This window comes from Cryobacterium arcticum (genome assembly GCF_001679725.1).
In the GTDB taxonomy this organism is placed as follows: Bacteria; Actinomycetota; Actinomycetes; order Actinomycetales; family Microbacteriaceae; genus Cryobacterium; species Cryobacterium arcticum_A.
In genome coordinates this window covers 3,775,003-3,793,642 of the sequence record NZ_CP016282.1, presented here as the reverse complement: position 1 = coordinate 3,793,642, position 18,640 = coordinate 3,775,003, and the positions used below count along the sequence as shown (strand labels likewise).

Annotated in this window: 16 protein-coding genes; 13 read left to right on the top strand and 3 right to left on the bottom strand. The window is 69.2% G+C overall.

The annotated features are described in order from the left end of the window. Positions 1–49: 49 nt before the first annotated feature. From PA27867_RS17265 to PA27867_RS17220, 10 genes are all read left to right on the top strand, one after another. A complete protein-coding gene (locus tag PA27867_RS17265) occupies positions 50–1,030 on the top strand; it encodes an ABC transporter permease (RefSeq protein ID WP_066598298.1) in 981 nt (326 codons plus the stop codon). Further along, positions 1,027–1,812, top strand: a complete 786-nt coding sequence (locus tag PA27867_RS17260) for an ATP-binding cassette domain-containing protein (protein WP_084021280.1) — start codon at positions 1,027–1,029, stop codon at positions 1,810–1,812. The genes PA27867_RS17265 and PA27867_RS17260 overlap by 4 nt, the downstream gene beginning before the upstream one ends. Positions 1,813–1,815: 3 nt before the next feature. Then, positions 1,816–2,694, top strand: a complete 879-nt coding sequence (locus tag PA27867_RS17255; protein ID WP_066598297.1) for a sugar phosphate isomerase/epimerase family protein — start codon at positions 1,816–1,818, stop codon at positions 2,692–2,694. Positions 2,695–2,744: 50 nt separating this feature from the next. Continuing rightward, the gene (locus tag PA27867_RS17250; RefSeq protein WP_066598296.1) at positions 2,745–3,620 is read left to right on the top strand and encodes a sugar phosphate isomerase/epimerase family protein; all 876 of its coding nucleotides are present in this window, start codon (positions 2,745–2,747) and stop codon (positions 3,618–3,620) included. Further along, entirely contained in the window at positions 3,607–4,263 is a 657-nt protein-coding gene (locus PA27867_RS17245; RefSeq protein ID WP_236900756.1) for a nucleoside/nucleotide kinase family protein, read from the top strand. Before PA27867_RS17250 ends, PA27867_RS17245 begins: the two co-directional genes overlap by 14 nt. 114 nt (positions 4,264–4,377) lie before the next feature. Further along, positions 4,378–5,553, top strand: a complete 1,176-nt coding sequence (locus PA27867_RS17240) for an ROK family transcriptional regulator (protein WP_066598294.1) — start codon at positions 4,378–4,380, stop codon at positions 5,551–5,553. Between the two features lie 70 nt (positions 5,554–5,623). Next, complete coding sequence (locus PA27867_RS17235) at positions 5,624–6,973, top strand: extracellular solute-binding protein (protein WP_066598293.1); 1,350 nt, start codon at positions 5,624–5,626, stop codon at positions 6,971–6,973. A gap of 100 nt (positions 6,974–7,073) precedes the next feature. Continuing rightward, entirely contained in the window at positions 7,074–8,024 is a 951-nt protein-coding gene (locus tag PA27867_RS17230) for a carbohydrate ABC transporter permease (protein ID WP_066598292.1), read from the top strand. Continuing rightward, positions 8,021–8,911: a carbohydrate ABC transporter permease gene (locus tag PA27867_RS17225; protein ID WP_066598291.1), complete on the top strand. Its 891-nt coding sequence runs from the start codon at positions 8,021–8,023 to the stop codon at positions 8,909–8,911. Before PA27867_RS17230 ends, PA27867_RS17225 begins: the two co-directional genes overlap by 4 nt. Continuing rightward, a complete protein-coding gene (locus tag PA27867_RS17220) occupies positions 8,908–10,461 on the top strand; it encodes a glycoside hydrolase family 3 protein (protein ID WP_066598290.1) in 1,554 nt (517 codons plus the stop codon). Before PA27867_RS17225 ends, PA27867_RS17220 begins: the two co-directional genes overlap by 4 nt. Here PA27867_RS17220 and PA27867_RS17215 read toward each other — a convergent pair. Continuing rightward, positions 10,454–11,407, bottom strand: coding sequence for an ROK family protein (locus PA27867_RS17215; RefSeq protein WP_084021279.1), 954 nt, complete (start codon positions 11,405–11,407; stop codon positions 10,454–10,456). The genes PA27867_RS17220 and PA27867_RS17215 overlap by 8 nt on opposite strands. 132 nt (positions 11,408–11,539) lie before the next feature. Between PA27867_RS17215 and PA27867_RS17210 the strand changes: the two genes are divergently transcribed. Further along, entirely contained in the window at positions 11,540–12,568 is a 1,029-nt protein-coding gene (locus tag PA27867_RS17210) for a zinc-binding alcohol dehydrogenase family protein (RefSeq protein ID WP_084021278.1), read from the top strand. A gap of 7 nt (positions 12,569–12,575) precedes the next feature. Here PA27867_RS17210 and PA27867_RS17205 read toward each other — a convergent pair whose 3' ends face one another. Together PA27867_RS17205 and PA27867_RS17200 are read right to left on the bottom strand one after the other, a co-directional pair. Further along, entirely contained in the window at positions 12,576–13,772 is a 1,197-nt protein-coding gene (locus PA27867_RS17205; RefSeq protein WP_157109276.1) for a hypothetical protein, read from the bottom strand. A gap of 81 nt (positions 13,773–13,853) precedes the next feature. Further along, positions 13,854–16,208: an ATP-binding cassette domain-containing protein gene (locus tag PA27867_RS17200; protein WP_066598288.1), complete on the bottom strand. Its 2,355-nt coding sequence runs from the start codon at positions 16,206–16,208 to the stop codon at positions 13,854–13,856. Positions 16,209–16,348: 140 nt separating this feature from the next. Here PA27867_RS17200 and PA27867_RS17195 point away from each other — a divergent pair, with 140 nt between their 5' ends. Both PA27867_RS17195 and PA27867_RS17190 read left to right on the top strand, forming a co-directional pair. Further along, positions 16,349–17,971, top strand: a complete 1,623-nt coding sequence (locus PA27867_RS17195) for a peptide chain release factor 3 (protein ID WP_066598287.1) — start codon at positions 16,349–16,351, stop codon at positions 17,969–17,971. 27 nt (positions 17,972–17,998) lie between these two features. After that, positions 17,999–18,583, top strand: coding sequence for an RDD family protein (locus tag PA27867_RS17190; protein WP_084021277.1), 585 nt, complete (start codon positions 17,999–18,001; stop codon positions 18,581–18,583). Positions 18,584–18,640: the final 57 nt, after the last annotated feature.

The window sequence follows — 18,640 nt, the reverse complement described above, 5'->3', positions numbered from 1 at the left end:
GTGGGCGTACCGGCCCCGCACCGACTTCCCACACGAGTATGGACACCCAATGACAACAACCGCGACCGAGCGCCCCAGTGCCCTCCACTCGCTGCTGGCCCAGACCCGCCAGCTCAGCTTCTGGGCCGAACACGCCGCTCCGATCGGCCTCGTCGGCCTGGTGATCGTCTTCTCGATCCTGAGCCCCAGCTTCCTCACCCTAGGCAACATCAGGGCCATGCTCGTGGCCGCCGCGATCCTCGTGATCCTCGCGGTGGCACAGGCCTTCGTCATCACCACCGGCGGCATCGACCTGTCCATCTCGGCCACGATGACCTTCGGCGCTGTCGGCTTCGGCATCGCCTGGCAGGCCGGGCTCGGCTTCCTTCCCTCCGCCCTGATCGCGATCCTGGCCGCCCTGATCATCGGCATCCTGAACGGCCTGCTGATCGCCAAGGGCAAGGTGACCGACTTCATCGTCACCCTCGGCACCCTGTCGATGGCCACGGGCCTCGCGCTGATCGTCTCCGACGGCAAGCCGATCACGGTGAACAGCTCCGAGTTGCTCACCCTCACCTCCGGCTCGGTCGGCCCGTTCGGCTACCCGATCATCCTCGCCGCGATCGTGGGCCTCGCGGGCTGGTTCGTGATGTTCCGCACCCGCTTCGGCCTGCACATCCAGGCGGTCGGCGGCAGCGAGGAGAGCGCCGTGGCCAACGGGGTCAGCGCCGTGAAGGTGCGCATCGCGGTGTACCTCATCTGCGCCGGCCTGGCCGGTCTCGCCTCGCTGCTGCTGGTCGCCAGGGTCGGCGCCGCCGAGCCGGCCATCAACACGGCGTACCTGCTCAACGCCATCGCCGCCGTCGTGCTCGGTGGGGTGAGCCTCACCGGCGGCAAGGCCAAGATCGTCGGCCCCATCATCGGTGCCCTGCTGCTCACCGCCCTCACCAACGGACTCACGCTGCTCGGGGTGAGCCAGTTCTACCAGCCGCTCGCCGTGGGACTCGTCGTGGTCCTGGCCGCCCTACTCACGAGGTACCAGAAGAAATGACCGACACCATGGCAACCCCCGCCGCAGGCTCGACCGACTCCGACGTGCTGCTCTCCGCGACCAACATCAAGAAGAGCTTCGGCGGCGTGCACGCGCTCAAGGGCGCCTCCATCGAACTCCGTCGCGGCGAGATCACGGCGCTGATCGGCGACAACGGCGCCGGCAAGTCCACCCTCGTCCGCTGCCTCTCCGGCATCCACCCGCCGGACTCCGGAACCATCACCCTCGACGGAGAGGTGGTCAGCTTCGGCACTCCCAAGGAGGCGCAGAAGCACAAGATCGAAACCGTGCAGCAGAACCTGGCCCTGGTCGAGGAGCTCGCCGTCTGGCAGAACTTCTTCCTCGGCCGCGAACTCACCCACGGCGTGGGGCCGTTCCGCACCCTCAACCGCAAACTGATGAAGTCCACCGCGCAGCGCCTGATCACCGACCTGGCCGTGAATGTGCCGCCGGTGGCCAGCAAGGTGCGCCGGCTCTCCGGCGGTCAGCGCCAGGCTCTGGCCATCGCCAGGGCCGCCGGCTGGGGCGGCAAGATCGTGATCATGGACGAGCCCACCGCCGCGCTCGGCGTGCAGGAGACCGAGAAGGTGGAGCAGACCATCAAGTCGCTGCGCGACAACGGGGTGGCGGTGCTGCTGATCAGCCACAACTTCGACCAGGTGATGCGGCTCTCCGACCACGTCTGGGTGATGCGGGCGGGCCTGGCCGTGGCCGGCCGGCGCACCGCTGAGACCTCCGGCGAGGAGCTCGTGGCGCTCATCACCGGGGCGAAGGAGGCGTAGGCGATGACGGGCAACCTGCTCGGCATCCACGCCGGGGTCTGGGTGGGCGACTGGGCGGATGACTCGGCGCGCTACGCGATCGAGTCGAGCGCCCAGGCCGGCTACGACCTGATCGAGATCCCCGCCGTGGATCCGCGAACCACCGATCTGGCGCTCACCGTTCGGCTGCTCGAGCAGACCGGTCTCGACGCCGTCGTGTCGCTGGCACTCGACGCCAGCACCGACATCAACACCGAGGACGCCGAGGTGTCTGCCCACGGCGAGCGGCTCCTGAGCCGCACGGTGGACTTCGCCCGCGACATCGGGGCCCGCTATATCGGCGGCGTGACGTACTCGGCGATGGTCAAGTACACGCATCCAGCCACCGAGGCGTCGCGGCAGAACTCACTCGCCGTGCTGCGGCGGATCGCCGACAAGGCCCGGGCGTCGGGCATCACGATCGGGGTGGAGTACGTCAACCGGTACGAGAGCAACCTGCTGAACACCGCCGCGCAGACCGTGCGGTTCATCGAGGACCTCGACGCCGAGAACGTGTTGCTGCACCTGGACACCTTCCACGCCAACAGCGAGGAGCTCTCGCTCGCCCAAGCGGTGCGCGACGCCGGCGCCCTGCTCGGCTACATCCACGCCAGCGAGAGCCACCGCGGCCACCTCGGCACCGGGATCCTCGACTTTCCCGGCCTGTTCCGCCAGCTCGCCCTCTCCGGCTACACCGGGCCGATCACCTTCGAGTCGTTCTCCAGCGCGATCCACCCCCGCGACACCGCTGACACCATCGGCATCTGGCGCGACCCGTGGACCGACCCGGCTCTGGCGGCCCGGAACGCGTACGCCTTCCTCCGCGCCCAGCTCGACGCGGCGGCGCTGGCGCACGCCGCGTGACCCGCACCACCCACTCACGACCCACCCACACGACCTACAAAGGAAGAACCATGCCAGTCAACAAGCTCGGAGTCCACGCCCTCGTCTTCGCCGGAGGCACCACCCCCACCGAGGTGGAGTACATCATCACCGAGACCAAGAAGGCCGGCTACGACCTCGTCGAGTTCTCGCTGCACGACTCGCCCCAGCTCGACGTGGCAGCTACCAAGGCGGCCCTGGACAAGGCCGGCCTGGGTGTCGTCGCGTCGCGCGGACTGTCGTTCACGGCGGATGTGTCGAGCGATGACGCCGACACCGTCGCCCGCGGCGCCACCCTGCTGCAGGACTCGCTGGCCATCACCGCCGGGCTCGGCGGCACCCACTTCACCGGAGCCCTGTACAGCGCCCTCGGCAAGTACATGCAGCCGCTCTCCAGCGCCGGCCGGGCCAACGTCGTGGCCGTGCTCAAGGACCTGGCGACCGAGGCCGCCGGCCGCGGCATGACCCTGGGCCTGGAGATCTGCAACCGGTACGAGACCAACGTGATCAACACGGCGGCGGATGCGCTGCGCCTGGCCGACGACATCGGTCACGACAATGTGCTCATCCACCTGGATAGTTATCACATGAACATCGAAGAAGACGACTTCACCCGGCCGGTGCTGCTGGTCGGCGACCGGCTCGGCTATGTGCACATCGGCGAGAACCACCGCGGCTATCTCGGCAGCGGCCACATCGACTTCTCCGCCTTTTTCCACGCCCTCGCCGACATCGACTACAGCGGCCCGATCACCTTCGAGTCCTTCTCCTCCGCCGTGGTCTCGCCCACCCTGTCGAACGACCTGTCGATCTGGCGCAACCTCTGGAACGACGGCCCCGAGCTGGCCCGGCACGCCCACGACTACATGGTGCACGCCATCGATGGTGCCTCCCGTGTCTACTCCTGACCCGGCGACCGTCGACGCCCTGGCCGCGCGGGCCGTCGGCCTGCTGGGCGACGCTCCCCGCATCATCGTGGGTATCACCGGCAGCCCGGGCGCCGGCAAGACCACCTTGGCCAAGGAACTCGTCGACCGGCTGAACGCCGGGGACGACGGTGCTCGGGCGGTGTACCTGCCGATGGACGGCTTCCACCTGGCCAACGCCACGCTCGACCGGCTCGGTATCCACGGCCGCAAGGGAGCCGTCGACACCTTCGACGGCTGGGGGTTCGTGGCCCTGCTCGCCCGGGTTCTCGACGAGCAGGACCACACCGTCTACGCCCCGAGCTTCGAGCGCACCGTCGACGAGGGGATCGCGGGGGAGGTCGCGATTCCGGCCGGCACGAGAATCGTGATCGTGGAGGGCAACTACCTCCTGGTCGACCAGGAACCGTGGAACCGGATTCCGGGACTCCTGGCCGAGGCCTGGTTCTGCGAGACGGCCGCGGACGAACGGCTCACCCGGCTGGTCGACCGGCACACCCGGCACGGCCGCAGCCCCGAGGCGGCGCGTACCTGGGCGAACTCGGTGGACGGGGCGAACGCCCGGCTCATCGAGACCACACGCACACGGGCCGATCTGATCGTCTCCGGCGGCGCCCGGTCCTAGCCGAGCGGCGACCGGTGCTGGTGCACCGGTCGCTGCGTTACGAATTGGTAAACAACCCGGCCAATAGTTTGTTCTCCCTTGCGCGCATTTAGTTCGTAAGATTTACTAACAAACATGACAGCCACCGGCACCCCGCGGACGATCCAGGACCGGGCCCTGCGCCCGACCACCAAGGTGCTGCCCGAGCACATCCGCCTGAACAACCGCACCCTGGTGCTGCAGACGCTCTACCGCACCGGCCTGCAGAGCCGCGCCGACCTGGCCCGCGAAACCGGGCTCACCCGGGTCACGGTGTCCGATCTGATCAGCGAGCTGATGGGGGAGAACCTCGTCATCGAGCTCGGCCAGCGCCAGGAACCTCGCCCCGGCAAGCCGGCCACGCTGCTGGACATCAACCGGGCCGCGTTCCAAATCGTCTCGCTCGATCTGTCCGGCCACACCCGGCTGCGGGGCGCCGTGCTCAGCCTCGACGGCGCCGTGCTGTCCAGCTCCGACCTCGAGCTGTCCGGGGCGCGCGGGGAGGCGGCCTACGACACCGTCGCCGAACTGCTCAAGCGCGTCATCGCCGGTGCCACCGCGCCCATCCTCGGAGTGGGGATCGGTTCGCCCGGCATCGTCGACCGGGCCGGCGTCGTGCGCAACGCCCCCAACCTCGGCTGGCGCGACCAGCCGCTGCAGGCCCGCCTGCAGGAGGCCACCGGGCTGCCGGTGCGGGTGGTCAACGACGCGAACGCCGCGGTCCTGGCCGAACACAGCTTCGGCGGCGCCGACCACGACCTGCTGCTGGTCAAGGTCGGCCACGGCGTCGGCGCCGGTCTGCTCGTCGGCGGCCGGGCCATTTTCGGCGAGCGCTTCGCCGCCGGAGAAATCGGCCACGTCGTGGTCGGCACCGACGACGGCCCGCTCTGCGCCTGCGGCAAATTCGGCTGCCTCGAAGCCTGGCTCTCCGTTCCCCGGCTGACCAGCGCCATCCAGGAGGCCACCGTCTCGGCCCGCACCCCGGCTGAGGCCGGATTGGCCGTCGACCGGGTCCTCACCGAGGCCGGCCGGCGCCTCGGCATCATCCTCGCCCCCGTCGTTGGCGCACTCAACCTGCTCGACATCGTGCTCAGCGGACCCCCCGAACTCCTCGACGGCACCCTCTCTGCCGCCACCGTCGAGACCCTCCTGGCCAGAACCATGGCCACCGAAACCGGCGACCTCACCCTCCGGATGACCGAGCAAGGCGAAGACATCGTCCTGCGCGGCGCGGCCGTCATGGTTCTTTCCGCACAACTCGGGGTCTCCTGACCCGACGGATCCACCCGGCACCAACGATGTGGCGACCGCCAACGTCGGCAATCCACGAAAGGAAGATCTCATGAAGAGACAGCTCGTATCTCTCGCCGCGTTGGCCACGGCCTCCGCTCTCGTGTTGGCAGGATGTTCGTCGGATGCCACGGACAGTGAGCCCTCCGCGGACAACAGCGACACCACCATCACGCTGTGGCTGGCCGGCGGTGACACCCCGGATGAGCTCCGCAACTACCTCAAGACCGAGTTCACCAAGGAGACCGGCGCGAACCTGGACATCCAGCAGCAGGACTGGGGAGACCTGGTCACCAAACTGACCACCTCGTTGCCCGATGCCAACAACACCCCCGACGTGACCGAGCTCGGCAACACCCAGTCCTCGACGTTCACCAATGTGGGCGCGTTCCTCGACATCACCGACATGTACGACGAGCTCGGCGGTGACAAGCTGCTGCAGTCGTTCGTCGACGCCGGCAAGGTGGGCGACAAGAACTTCGTGCTGCCGTACTACTTCGGCTCCCGCGCCGTGTTCGCCCGCTCCGATGTCTGGGCGGCTGCCGGGGTCGACACCCCCACCACCCTCGACGAGTTCAACGCCGGCGTCGCCGCGGTCAACGCGGCCAACCCGCTGAACATCCCCGGCTTCTCCGGGTTCTACCTGGGCGGCCAGGACTGGCGGAACGGCATCTCGTGGATCTTCGCCAACGACGGGGAACTCGCCACGGTCAAGGACGGCACCTGGACCTCGACCCTCGCGTCGGAGAACACCCTGACCGGGCTCGCCCAGCTGCAGGACCTGTACCGGTCCGCCTCCAACGCACCCAACGACGCGAAGGACAGCAACCAGTACATCTACCTCAACGACAGCGACGAGATCAAGGATGCCGAGGGCGCCGTCACGGCGAACACCTCCCTCTCCGCCGCCACGATCATGGCCCCCACCTGGGCGCACTGGTCGATCGGTACCCTGGGCACCGACGCCGACGGCAAGGCCACTCGCACCTGGGACGACACAAAGAATACCGTCTTCGCTCTCCCCGGCAACGACGGCAAGCCCGCTCCGGTCTTCGCCGGGGGATCCAACATCGGTATCTCGGCCACGAGCAAGCACCCCGACCTGGCCAAGAGCCTGATGAAGATCATCTTCTCGGAGGACTACCAGACCATGCTCGGCACGAACGGGCTGGGACCTGCGAACAGCGACTACGTCGACTCGCTCGGTGACGACCAGTTCGCCACGGCCCTGATCGCGTCGGCGTCGAACTCCAAGCTCACCCCGGCGGCGCCGGGCTGGGCCACGGTGGAGGGCTCGCTCGTGATGGAAGAGTTCTTCAGCAAGATCAAGGACGCGACCGATCTCAAGGCCCTCGCGCAGGAATACGACAAGAAGCTCACGCCCATGCTGAACGGCGAGTAGCCTCCCGTCAGCAGTCCTGGCCCCGGCCCGGCCGGCCCGCCCCTCCTCCCGAGGGGCGGCCGGCCGGCTCCCCACCCGGCAGTACCGAAAGGAGAGCGGCGTGAGCACGCAGAATCTCGTGGTGGACCAGGCCGCTCCGGCGGGCCCGCCGCCACCCCGCCCGCCCAAGCGCGGCAGGTCCACGCCGTACCTGCTCGTGATCCTCGCCTGCGCCATCCTGATCCTGGCGTTGGGCTACCCGCTCGTCTGGCAGTTCGTCACCTCGATGCAGAAGTTCGGGCTCTCCCAACAGTTCGGCCAGCCGCCGGAGTTCGTCTGGTTCGACAACTACGTGACCCTCTTCACCGACCCGTACATGTGGACCGTGGTGGCCAGGTCGCTGGCCTTCTGCCTAGTCACGGCCGGCGTCACCATGGCCATCGGCACCCTGATGGCCCTGCTGATGGATGCCGTGCCCGGCGCGGTGCGCATCAGCCTGCAGATCTCGCTGCTGCTGGCCTGGGCCATGCCAGTCGTGGCGGCCATGACGGTGTGGAACTGGCTGATCGACTGGCGCCGCGGCGTGCTGAACACCGTGCTCACGGGCATGGGTCTGGACTTCCAGAACCACAACTGGCTGGCCGAGCCGCTCTCGTTCTTCTTCATCGCCCTGGTGATCGTGGTGTGGATGAGCGTGCCGTTCGTGGCCTTCTCCATCTACGCCGGCCTCACCCAGGTCTCCACCGAGGTGCTCGAAGCCGCCCAGCTCGACGGAGCGGGGCTGGCCCAGCGGCTGCGGTTCATCATCGTGCCGATCATCCGGCCGGTGCTCGCCATCATCCTGCTGCTGCAGGTGATCTGGGACCTGCGGGTCTTCACCCAGATCCGGCTGCTGCAGGACGCCGGCTCGATTGCGTCCGAGACCAACCTGCTCGGCACCTACATCTACCAACTCGGCGTCGGCTCCAGCGACTTCGCCATGGCCAGCGCCGTGTCGGTCTTCGTGCTCGTGCTCACCGTGGCGCTGAGCTGGTTCTACGTGCGCAGCATGCTCAAGGAGGACGACTCATGACCGCGACAGTTCAGGCCGCCGGCACAGTTCGGCCTGCCAGCACAGTTCGGCGCCGCATCCGCCCGGTCCGGATCATTCTCGGGCTCCTGGGCATCGTGGTCGCGCTGGTCTGGGCGTTCCCGGTCTACTGGATGCTCAATTCGGCGCTGCTGCCCAACGTGGTGCTGCAGAGCAGCACTCCCACCTGGCTGCCGTTCGGCGGGTCGTTCGACAACTTCGCCGCCGTGTTCGCGGGCGGCACCTTCCTGCCCGCCCTGGGCATGAGCACCGCGATCGCCGGCATCACCGTGGTGTTCTGCCTGTTCTTCGCCTTCCTCGGCGCCCTGGCGATCAGCCGGTTCCGCTTCCGCGGCCGCACGGGGTTCGTGCTGGCCGTGCTGCTCATCCAGATGCTGCCCGCCGAGGGCCTCTTCATCGCCCAGTACAAGCTCATGGGCAGCCTCAACCTGCTCAACTCGATCGTGGGGGTGAGCGTCATCTACATCGCCGCCGTGGTGCCGTTCACCATCTGGATGCTGCGCGGTTTTGTCGCCGGGGTGCCGGCCGATCTCGAGGAGGCGGCCATGATCGACGGCCTGAGCCGCACCCAGGCGTTCCTACGCATCACCTTTCCGCTCCTCGCCCCCGGTCTCGTGGCCTCCGGCGTGTACGCCTTCCTGCAGGCCTGGAACGAATTCACCGTGGCCCTGGTGCTGCTGCAGGACAACTCCAGCCAGACGCTGCCGCTGTGGCTCCGCGGCTTCATCCAGGCCAGCGCGAGCCGGGCCACCGACTGGGGCCAGGTGATGGCGGCCTCGACGCTGGTGGCCATCCCGGTGATCATCTTCTTCCTCATCGTGCAGGGCCGGATGACCAGCGGACTGGTCAGCGGGGCGGTCAAGGGATGAGCGCGAACGAGGCCGCCGCCGGTTCCGCCGCCGAGCCAATCGCCGGGCCCGTTGACGCCGACCTGCGCCGGCACATCCGGACCACCCTGATGCCCGGCTTCGTCGGCACCGAGCTGCCCGGCTGGCTGGCCGAACGCCTGCGCGACGGGCTCGGCGCCGTCTGCCTGTTCGGGCAGAACATCGTCTCGACCGGGCAGCTGCGTGCGCTCACCGACGCCATCCGCGCCGCCAACCCGCTCGCGGTCATCGCGATCGACGAGGAGGGCGGCGACGTCACCCGGCTCTACTTCTCCTCGGGTTCGCCCTACCCCGGCAACGCCATCCTCGGCCGCATCGACGACGTCGGCTACACCGAGGAGGTGGCCCGCCAGGTCGGTTGGGAGTTGCGGAAAGTCGGCTGCACCGTGACCTTCGCGCCGGACGCCGACGTGAACTCCAACCCGCTCAACCCGGTGATCGGCGTGCGCAGCTTCGGCGCCGACCCGGCCACGACTGCCCGGCACACCGCCGCCTGGGTGCGGGGCGTGCAGTCCACCGGGGTGGCGGCGTGCCCCAAGCACTTCCCGGGCCACGGCGACACCGCGCTGGACTCCCACTTGGCCATGCCGGTGGTGGATGTGCCGCTGGCGACCCTGCGGGAGCGGGAGTTGGTGCCGTTCCAGGCCGCGATCGCCGCGGGGGCCAAGACCATCATGACCTCGCACATCCTGTTGCCCCGGATCGACCCGGAGAACCCGGCGACCCTCTCGCCCGGCGTGCTCGGCGGGCTGCTGCGCGATGAACTGGGCTTCGGCGGTGTCATCGTCAGCGACGCCCTCGACATGACGGGCGCCAGCGGCACCCTCGGCGTGCCCGGGGCGGCCGCGGCCGCCCTCGCCGCGGGCTGCGACCTGCTCTGCCTCGGCACCGAGAACACGGCCGAGCAGCTCGACCGGATCGAGGCCGCGGTGCTCGCCGCCGTCGAAACCGGCCGCCTGAGCGGCGACCGGCTCGCCGAGGCCGCCAACCGGGTGCGCGGGCTGGCCGCAGGGCTGCTCGAGGAGGCCCGGCAGGTGCAGCTGCCGGATGCCGCGCTGACGGCGGCCGAGCCGGCCTTCGACACCGCGCGCATCACGGCCTCCTTCGCCGTGAACGCGCAGGCCCGGCGCTGGCTGGCGGCGGCGGCGCCGTCCGTGACGGTGGTGCGGATCGACACCGAGAGCAACATCGCGGTGGGCGGCGCCCCGTGGGGACCGTTCTCCGAGGTGCTCGTCGACCCGGGTTCACGCCCGGCGGCGTTCTGGCAGGCCGGCCCCCTGACACGGGCGAGCGCTCAGTCCTCCGCGCCCGAACCTGCCGCCGGGATACCGGTGCTGGTGATCGGCAAGGACAACCACCGGCATCCGTTCGCCTGCGACCTGATCGATCTGCTGCGCACCCAGCGCGACGACGTGCTCGTGATCGACATGGGCTGGCCGTCGGACGACCTCGCCTATGCGGACATCGCCACCTTCGGCGCCTCCCGGCTCGTCGGCCGGGCCCTGCTCGAGCTGCTCGCGCCGGTCACCTGACCAGGTCGCGGGCGCGCAGGGCGCCGCCGAGCAGGCCGGCGTTCTCGCCGATCGACGCCGGCACGATCCGGGGCCGACGGTGGAAGCTCAGCAGGGCGTCCACCCGCTCGCGCAGCGGAACGAAGAGGCGATCGCCGGCCTGGGCCAGCCCGCCCCCGATCACCACGGCCTCCGGGGCGAGGACCGCGGCGAGCTGGGCGATGCTGAGCGCGAGGGCATCCAGCGCCTCGCTCCAGATCGCGGTCGCCGCCTTGTCGCCTGCCTCGGCCCTGGCCAGCACCTCGCGTGCGCCCGTGACCGGCGTGCCGGTGCGCTGCTCGTAGCGGCGCACGATGGCGCCCGCCGAGGCGATGGTCTCCAGGCAGCCGCGCGCGCCGCAGCCGCAGAGCGGGCCGGCCGGATCGACGATGGAGTGACCGATCTCGCCGGCGTACCCGCCTCCGGTGTGCGCCCGGGAGTCGATGAACAGGGACCCGGCGATGCCGGTGCCGATGACCAACACCACCACGGTGCCAAACGGCCGAGCCGCGCCGAGCCGGAACTCGGCCTCGCCGGCGGCCCGCACGTCGTGCGAGAACGTGGTGGGCAAGTGGATGTGTTCCTTGGTGAGCTGCGCGAAGGGCACGTTCGACCAGTGCAGGTTCGTGGACAGCACGCCGATGCCGGCGTCGTCATCGACAACTCCCGGAACCAGCAGCCCCACCGCGCGCGGGTGAATGGAAGGGAAGTCCGCGGCGAACTGCAGCCGCAGCTCCTCCACCCGGTGCACCACCGCGAGCGCGGTGCCGTCGCCCCTGCGAGGAGTGGGCGTGCGGCTGAGCCCGAGCATGCGACCTGCCTCGTCGAAGAGGGCTGCCTTGGTGTCGGTGCCGCCCACGTCGACCGCGATCACGGCCTCGCCGGAGCCGAGCGGGAGAGCCTGGTCGACCATCGAGGCGAGGGTCATGGCGGGGGCTCCTCAGCGGTCGATTGGTGTGCCAATTCTCCCACGCACAGATCGTGTTTGTAAAGGTCGGTAACAATTAGTCGCCCGGTCTGGGCCCGCGGCGTACAGTGTGCGGCGTCAGGGAATCCACCGATGCTGGAGGCGCTCGTGATCATCACCGAAGCCTGGGTCACGACCGGCGACCACGGCATCTCGCGCCGGGACCGTGCGGTCGCGGCACCCGAGGCCGACGAGGTGCTCGTGGAATGCCTGGCCTGCGGCGTCTGCCGCACCGACCTGCACGTCGTGGACGGCGAGCTGCCGCCGCACCGCAGCGCCGTGGTGCCCGGGCACCAGGTGGTCGGCCTGGTCATCGCGACGGGCCCGGCCGTGCGCCGGCTCCAACGAGGCGACCTGGTCGGGATCGCCTGGCTGAGGGAGACCTGCGGCAGCTGCGACTACTGCCTCACCGGGCGGGAGAACCTCTGCGCCTCTGCCCGCTTCACCGGCTACGACGCCGACGGCGGCTTCGCTCGGCACGCCGTGGTGCGCGAGGCGTTCGCCTACCCGCTACCGGCGGGCACCGACCCGGTCGCCGCGGCACCGCTGCTCTGCGCCGGCATCATCGGCTACCGGGCGCTGCGCCGGGCCAACCTGCCGCCCGGCGGCCACCTCGGCCTGTACGGCTTCGGCTCCAGCGCGCACATCACGGCGGCCCTCGCGTTGGCGGCAGGGGCATCCGTCTCGGCCATGACCCGCGGCGACGCCAACCGCGACCTGGCCCGCACGATGCCGCTCCGGTTCGTCGGCGACGAGGCCTCCCGACCGCCCGACGACCTGGACTCCGCGATCCTGTTCGCCCCTGCCGGCGGCCTCGTGCCCGTGGCGCTCGAGGCCACCCGGCCCGGCGGCACGGTCGTGGTCGCCGGCATCCACCTCAGCGACATCCCGGTGCTCGGCTACGAAGAGCACCTCTTCCACGAGCGCGACCTGCGCAGCGTCACCTGCAACACCCGCGCCGACGGCCGCGAGTTCCTGCGCCTGGCCCAGAACCTGAGCCTGCGCCCGACGGTCACGACCTACGGGTTCGATCAGGTCGACCGCGCGCTCGACGACCTGCGCGCCGGCCGCGCCTCGGGGTCGTTGGTGGTGTCGATCGGGCGGGCTCAGACCCCCACGTAGGTCGTGATCAGAGGCCCAGAAGGTACCCGTCCGCGTGATTCTCGCCGACCGTTCCGTCGTAGGTCACGCCACCCCAGACCAGGATGCTGTCGGGGCCGGTGATCACCGTCGCCGAGCCGCGACCGCTCCACGATGGTCGCGGGAGTGGTGTGATGACGCCCGCGACGGGGTCGAGCAGGAACTGACCGCCGACCAGGACCTGGTCCCCGACGATCTGGGGTGGGCGGCCGTTCGCGTATTCGTCAAGGGGAGTCCCCGTGGGGAGGTCGGGCAGAGCGGTCCAGCCCTGGTCGACCGGGTTGAAGATACCGCCCTCGGCGTAGGGTTGCCCGGCGCCCAGGGCGATGCGGTCGGCGGTCACTCCGTAAAAGGGGAACACGACCCGGCCGGCTACTGCGAGGGCCCCGATCCCTGTGATGTCGCTGTCGGGTAAGACTGTCCATTCGGTGAGGCTGCTGTCGAGGATCGCCAGCCGCACCACGGCAGGTCCTTCGGAGCCGGCGTCGAAGGAACCGAGGGAGTTGGCGCCGAGGATCAGTTGGTTGTCCAGCCACACCGCTTCGCGGTCATAGCTCCGACCAAGCGGATCGTCGGGCAGCGCTGTCCACGTCGAGCTGCCGGGGTCGTAGACCGAATCGACGCCGCCCGCGATTTCGTCTGACCCCGAAATGGAGAGCACCCGGTCCCCAGCCGCGATGAGCGCGCCGCCGGAGGGCGGGGACGGCAGGGTGGTCCAGGTATCTGTGTCGAGGGTATAGCGCAGGAAGGAGACCGGAACTTGGCCGTCGGGGCCGACTTCGAGGCCGCCGTTGGCGATGTCGAAGGCGAAGAGGTAGAGGTCGCCGCCCAGGACCACGGAGCTGTACTGACTCACCGGAACGGGTGCCGGCGCGATGCGCTGCCACATGTCGGTGTACGGGTTGTAGCTCGCGCCGGTCCGCTGGGCCGGTTCAGTGACGTCGCAGTCTGCGAGCGCGGGGCATGGCCGGTCCGACCAGCCGCCGACGATCACGAACCTGTCGTGGACCCAGGCGCCGACGCTGTCGCGCCGAGCCGAGAGCGGGCTCTCCGGCAGCTCGCCCCACGCTTCGTCGGTGAACATCGGGAATTCGCTGGTGGACGGACTCGGTGTGCTCGCAGCTCCTGCCGCGCATCCCGAGAGAGCGAGCGCCAGCACCGCGGCGAGACCTCTGATCCGTTTCATCGTTGCCCCTCACGCACTCTGTACCGAGAGTGCTGTACCCAGGAATGTCCGGACGGGGCAGATCGGTTCCCGGCGGCGGGCTCAGGCCCCCACGTAGGTCGCGAGGTGCTGGCCGGTGAGGGTGGACCTGTCGGCCACGAGGTCGGCGGGCGTGCCCTCGAAGACGATGCGGCCGCCGTCGTGGCCGGCGCCGGGGCCCAGGTCGATGATCCAGTCGGCGTGCGCCATCACGGCCTGGTGGTGCTCCACCACGATCACCGACTTGCCCGAGTCGACCAGCCGGTCGAGCAGGCCGAGCAGCTGCTCCACGTCGGCCAGGTGCAGGCCGGTGGTGGGTTCGTCGAGAACGTAGATGCCGCCCTTCTCCGAGAGGTGGGTGGCCAGTTTCAGCCGCTGCCGTTCGCCGCCGGAGAGGGTAGTGAGCGGCTGGCCCAGACTGAGGTAGCCGAGTCCCACATCCGCCATGCCCGTAAGGATCGTGTGCGCGGCCGGCGTCTTCGCCTCGCCGGAGGCGAAGAAGTCCACGGCCTCGGTCACCGACATCGCGAGGACCTCGCTGATGTCGCGTCCGCCCAGGTGGTACTCCAGCACGGATGCGTCGAACCGCTTGCCCTCGCACACCTCACAGGTGGTCGAGACGCTCGCCATGATGCCCAGGTCGGTGTAGATCACGCCGGCGCCGTTGCAATTGGGGCAGGCGCCCTCGGAGTTGGAGCTGAACAACGCCGGTTTCACGCCATTGGCCTTGGCGAATGCCTTGCGGATCGGTTCGAGCATTCCGGTGTAGGTGGCCGGGTTGCTGCGCCGGGACCCCTTGATGCCGGCCTGGTCGATGGACACCACGCCGGCGCCGGCGGGAATCGAGCCGTGCACGAGCGAGCTCTTGCCGGAGCCCGCCACTCCGGTGAGCACCACGAGCACGCCGAGGGGGATGTCGACGTCGACATCCTGCAGGTTGTTCGCGGTGGCGCCGCGGATCTGCAGACTGCCGGTGGCCGCGCGCACGGCCGGCTTCACGGCCGCCCGGTCGTCGAGGTGCCGCCCGGTGAGGGTGTCGCTGGCCCGCAGCCCCTCGAGGGTGCCTTCGAAGCAGATCTCGCCGCCCGCGGTGCCCGCGCCGGGGCCCAGATCGATCACGTGGTCGGCGATGGCGATCATCTCCGGCTTGTGCTCCACCACGAGCACGGTGTTGCCCTTGTCGCGCAGCCGCAGCAGCAGGTCGTTCATGCGCTGGATGTCGTGCGGGTGCAGGCCGATGGTGGGTTCGTCGAAGACGTAGGTGACGTCGGTTAGTGACGAGCCCAGGTGCCGGATGATCTTGGTGCGCTGCGCCTCACCGCCGGACAGGGTGCCGGAGGGGCGGTCGAGGGAGAGATAGCCGAGCCCGATCTCCACGAAGGAGTTGAGGGTGTGCCGCAGCTCAGCCAGCAGCGGCGCCACCGAGGGTTCGTCCAGCCGGTTCACCCACTCGGCCAGGTCGCTGATCTGCATTGAGCAGGCCTCGGCGATGTTCAGCCCATCGATGCGCGACGACCGCGCGGCGGCGCTCAGCCGACTGCCGCCGCAGTCCGGGCAGGTGGCGAAGGTCACGGCCCGGTCCACGAAGGCGCGGATGTGCGGCTGCATTGCCTCGCGGTCCTTGGACAGGAAGGACTTCTGCACCTTGGGGATCAGGCCCTCGTAGGTCATGTTGATGTCGCCGACCTTCACCTTGACCGGCTCCTTGTAGAGGAAGTCCTGCAGCTGGCGCGTGGTGTAGTCGCGGATCGGCTTGTCGGCGTCGAGGAAGCCCGAGCCGGTGAAGATGCGCACGCCCCAGCCATCCGCCGTGTAACCGGGGATGGTGAGTGCGCCCTCGTTCAGCGACTTGGAGTCGTCGTAGAGCTGGGTGAGGTCGATGTCGTTGACCGTGCCCATGCCCTCGCAACGCGGGCACATGCCGCCGGTGATGCTGAAGCTGCGCCGCTCCTTCACGGTGGTGCCACCGCGTTCCATGGTGACCGCGCCAGAGCCCGAGATGGAGGCCACGTTGAAGGAGAACGCCTGCGGCGCGCCGATGTGCGGCTCACCGAGCCGGCTGAAAAGGATGCGCAGCGCCGCATTGACGTCGGTAGCGGTGCCCACGGTGGACCGGGAGTTGGCGCCCATCCGCTCCTGGTCCACGATGATGGCCGTGGTCAGCCCGCTGAGCACGTCCACATCGGGCCGGGCCAGCGTGGGCATGAAGCCCTGCAGGAAGGCGCTGTAGGTCTCGTTGATCATCCGCTGCGACTCGGCCGCGATGGTGCCGAACACCAGCGAGCTCTTGCCGGAACCGGAGACCCCGGTGAACACCGTGAGCCGGCGCTTGGGGATCTCGACGGTGATGTCCTTGAGGTTGTTCTCCCTGGCCCCCTGCACCCGGATCAGATCGTGACTATCGGCGAGCATGCTCATGGTGTCTCCTCGTGCGTCGTCTGGCTTGATTCAAGCAGAGCGGGTGCCGCTGGTCGACCCGCGCCGGGTAGATTTGAAGGTAGTGCGCGTATTTTCGTGTACTACAAGAGGTAGGAACTGAGCACGTGGCTGACACAACCATGACCCCGGGCACCGAGGTGTCCCCGAAAGAGGTCGAGGCCCAGGCCGTGCGCCGGCGCACCTTCGCCGTCATCTCGCACCCCGACGCGGGCAAGTCCACGCTCACCGAGGCGCTGCTGCTGCACGCCCGCGCCATCACCACCGCCGGCGCCACGCATGGCAAGGCCGGCCGCCGCGGCACCGTCTCCGACTGGATGACCATGGAGCAGGAGCGTGGCATTTCGATCACCTCCGCCGCGATCCAGTTCGAGTACCGCGACAGCGTGATCAACCTCGTCGACACCCCCGGCCACGCCGACTTCTCCGAGGACACCTTCCGGGTGCTCTCCGCGGTGGATGCCGCCGTCATGCTCGTCGACGCCAGCAAGGGCCTCGAGGTGCAGACCATGAAGCTCTTCGAGGTGTGCAAGCAGCGGGGCCTGCCCGTCATCACCGTGATCAACAAGTGGGACCGGCCCGGCTCCGCCGCCCTCGACCTCATGGACGAGATCCGCACCCGCACCGGGCTCATCCCCACCCCGCTCACCTGGCCGGTCGGCATCGCGGGCGACTTCCGCGGCGTGATCGAACGGGAGAGCAGCGACTTCATCCGCTTCAACCGCACCGCCGGCGGCGCCACCCGCGCCGACTCCGAGCGCACCACCGCCGCCGAGGCCGCGATCGAAGAGGGCGACGCCTGGGTTGCCGCCGCCGAGGAGTCCGAACTCCTCGCCGAGGAGGGCCAGAACCACGACGAGGAGTCCTTCCTCGGCGGCGTCACCACCCCGGTGCTGTTCTCCGCCGCGGTGCTCAACTTCGGCGTGCAGCACATCCTCGACACCCTGGTGGACTTCGCCCCGCCCGCCGAGGCGCGCCTGGACGCCGACGGCGGCCACCGCCCGGTGACCAGCCCGTTCTCCGGCTTCGTCTTCAAGGTGCAGTCCGGCATGAACTCCTCGCACCGCGACTACGTCGCCTTCGTGCGGGTCTGCTCCGGCCAGTTCCGCCGCGGCATGGTCGTCACCCACTCCGCCACCGGCCGGCCGTTCGCCACCAAGTACGCGCAGCAGCTCTTCGGCAAGGACCGCGAGGTGGCCGAGGAGGCCTGGCCCGGCGACATCGTGGGCCTGGTCAACGCATCCGCGCTCCGCGTCGGCGACTCCATCCACGAGGGAAGCCCGGCCGTCACCTTCCCGCCGCTGCCGATGTTCGCGCCCGCGCACTTCCGCGCCGTGCGCCCCGCCGACACCAGCAAGCACAAGCAGTTCCGCCGCGGCATCGACCAGCTCGACCACGAGGGCGTCATCCAGGTGATGCGCTCCGACCTCCGCGGCGACCAGGCCCCCGTGCTCGGCGCCGTGGGCCCGATGCAGTTCGAGGTCGTCGAGGAGCGGATGTCGCACGACTTCGGCGCCGCCATCCGCAGTGATGTGCTGCCGTACCAGCTGGCGCGCCGCACCGACAAGGAGAGCGCACTGATCCTCGGCCACGACCGTCAGGTGGAGGTGCTGCGCCGCAGCGACGGCACCCTGCTGGCCCTGTTCAGCACCCCGTGGCGGCTGCGGAACACCGTGCGCGACCACCCGGAACTGCTGCTCGAAGACCTCGCCGGCGGCGGGCCCATCGACGAGGTGCGCTACTAACCCGGCCCCACACCCTAGGGTGAGCGTGTGACGCCAGCAGAGTTGAATGCCCAGACCGACCTCGCTCGGCCGCCTGCCGCCGCAGTGGCTCGAGCCGTCGCGTTCTTCATCGATGTGGTCGGCACGACGCTGCTGACTGGAATCGTGTTCTTCACCTGCTTCATGGTGGGCTTCAACCTCGACACGGTGGGTAACGTCACGGTGGCCAATGCTGTGCTCAAGCTGGGCGTCGGCTCGCTGTTCCTCGTGCCGATCGGCGTGCTGTTGCTCAACCTCCGTCTTTCCAGAACCAGACGGGCATCGATAGGTCAGCTTGCCGCGCACATCCGGCTGGTCGATGAGCGAACCGGCGGCCCGGTCAGTTACGGCGGGTTCTTTGCCCGCACCCTGGTACTCGCGGTGCCTGTCGTCGCCACCGCCTCGTCGGCCTGGACACTCTTCGGCATCGTTGCCAACGGTGGGGTGGGGAACAGCGAAAGGGGCACATCGCTTCTCTCCGTGCTGCCGATCCTGCTGGTGGTCTGGCTGGCCTTCGGCTTCCCCATGCTGTTCGGCGATCGGCGGGGATGGCAGGACAAAGCGGGAAAGACCCAGGTCGTGACCGCTGCATGACCAATCCGCAAGCGGATCGCCGCCGAACTATGCTAGGAAGCATACGAAAGCATAGAA

Excerpts from the sequence above, each read along its gene's own strand:
- PA27867_RS17265 (WP_066598298.1), top strand. The coding sequence starts at position 50 with ATGACAACAACCGCGACCGAGCGCCCCAGTGCCCTCCACTCGCTGCTG.
- PA27867_RS17260 (WP_084021280.1), top strand. The coding sequence starts at position 1,027 with ATGACCGACACCATGGCAACCCCCGCCGCAGGCTCGACCGACTCCGAC.
- PA27867_RS17255 (WP_066598297.1), top strand. The coding sequence starts at position 1,816 with ATGACGGGCAACCTGCTCGGCATCCACGCCGGGGTCTGGGTGGGCGAC.
- PA27867_RS17250 (WP_066598296.1), top strand. The coding sequence starts at position 2,745 with ATGCCAGTCAACAAGCTCGGAGTCCACGCCCTCGTCTTCGCCGGAGGC.
- PA27867_RS17240 (WP_066598294.1), top strand. The coding sequence starts at position 4,378 with ATGACAGCCACCGGCACCCCGCGGACGATCCAGGACCGGGCCCTGCGC.
- PA27867_RS17235 (WP_066598293.1), top strand. The coding sequence starts at position 5,624 with ATGAAGAGACAGCTCGTATCTCTCGCCGCGTTGGCCACGGCCTCCGCT.
- PA27867_RS17225 (WP_066598291.1), top strand. The coding sequence starts at position 8,021 with ATGACCGCGACAGTTCAGGCCGCCGGCACAGTTCGGCCTGCCAGCACA.
- PA27867_RS17220 (WP_066598290.1), top strand. The coding sequence starts at position 8,908 with ATGAGCGCGAACGAGGCCGCCGCCGGTTCCGCCGCCGAGCCAATCGCC.
- PA27867_RS17215 (WP_084021279.1), bottom strand. The coding sequence starts at position 11,407 with ATGACCCTCGCCTCGATGGTCGACCAGGCTCTCCCGCTCGGCTCCGGC.
- PA27867_RS17210 (WP_084021278.1), top strand. The coding sequence starts at position 11,540 with ATGCTGGAGGCGCTCGTGATCATCACCGAAGCCTGGGTCACGACCGGC.
- PA27867_RS17205 (WP_157109276.1), bottom strand. The coding sequence starts at position 13,772 with ATGAAACGGATCAGAGGTCTCGCCGCGGTGCTGGCGCTCGCTCTCTCG.
- PA27867_RS17200 (WP_066598288.1), bottom strand. The coding sequence starts at position 16,208 with ATGAGCATGCTCGCCGATAGTCACGATCTGATCCGGGTGCAGGGGGCC.
- PA27867_RS17195 (WP_066598287.1), top strand. The coding sequence starts at position 16,349 with ATGACCCCGGGCACCGAGGTGTCCCCGAAAGAGGTCGAGGCCCAGGCC.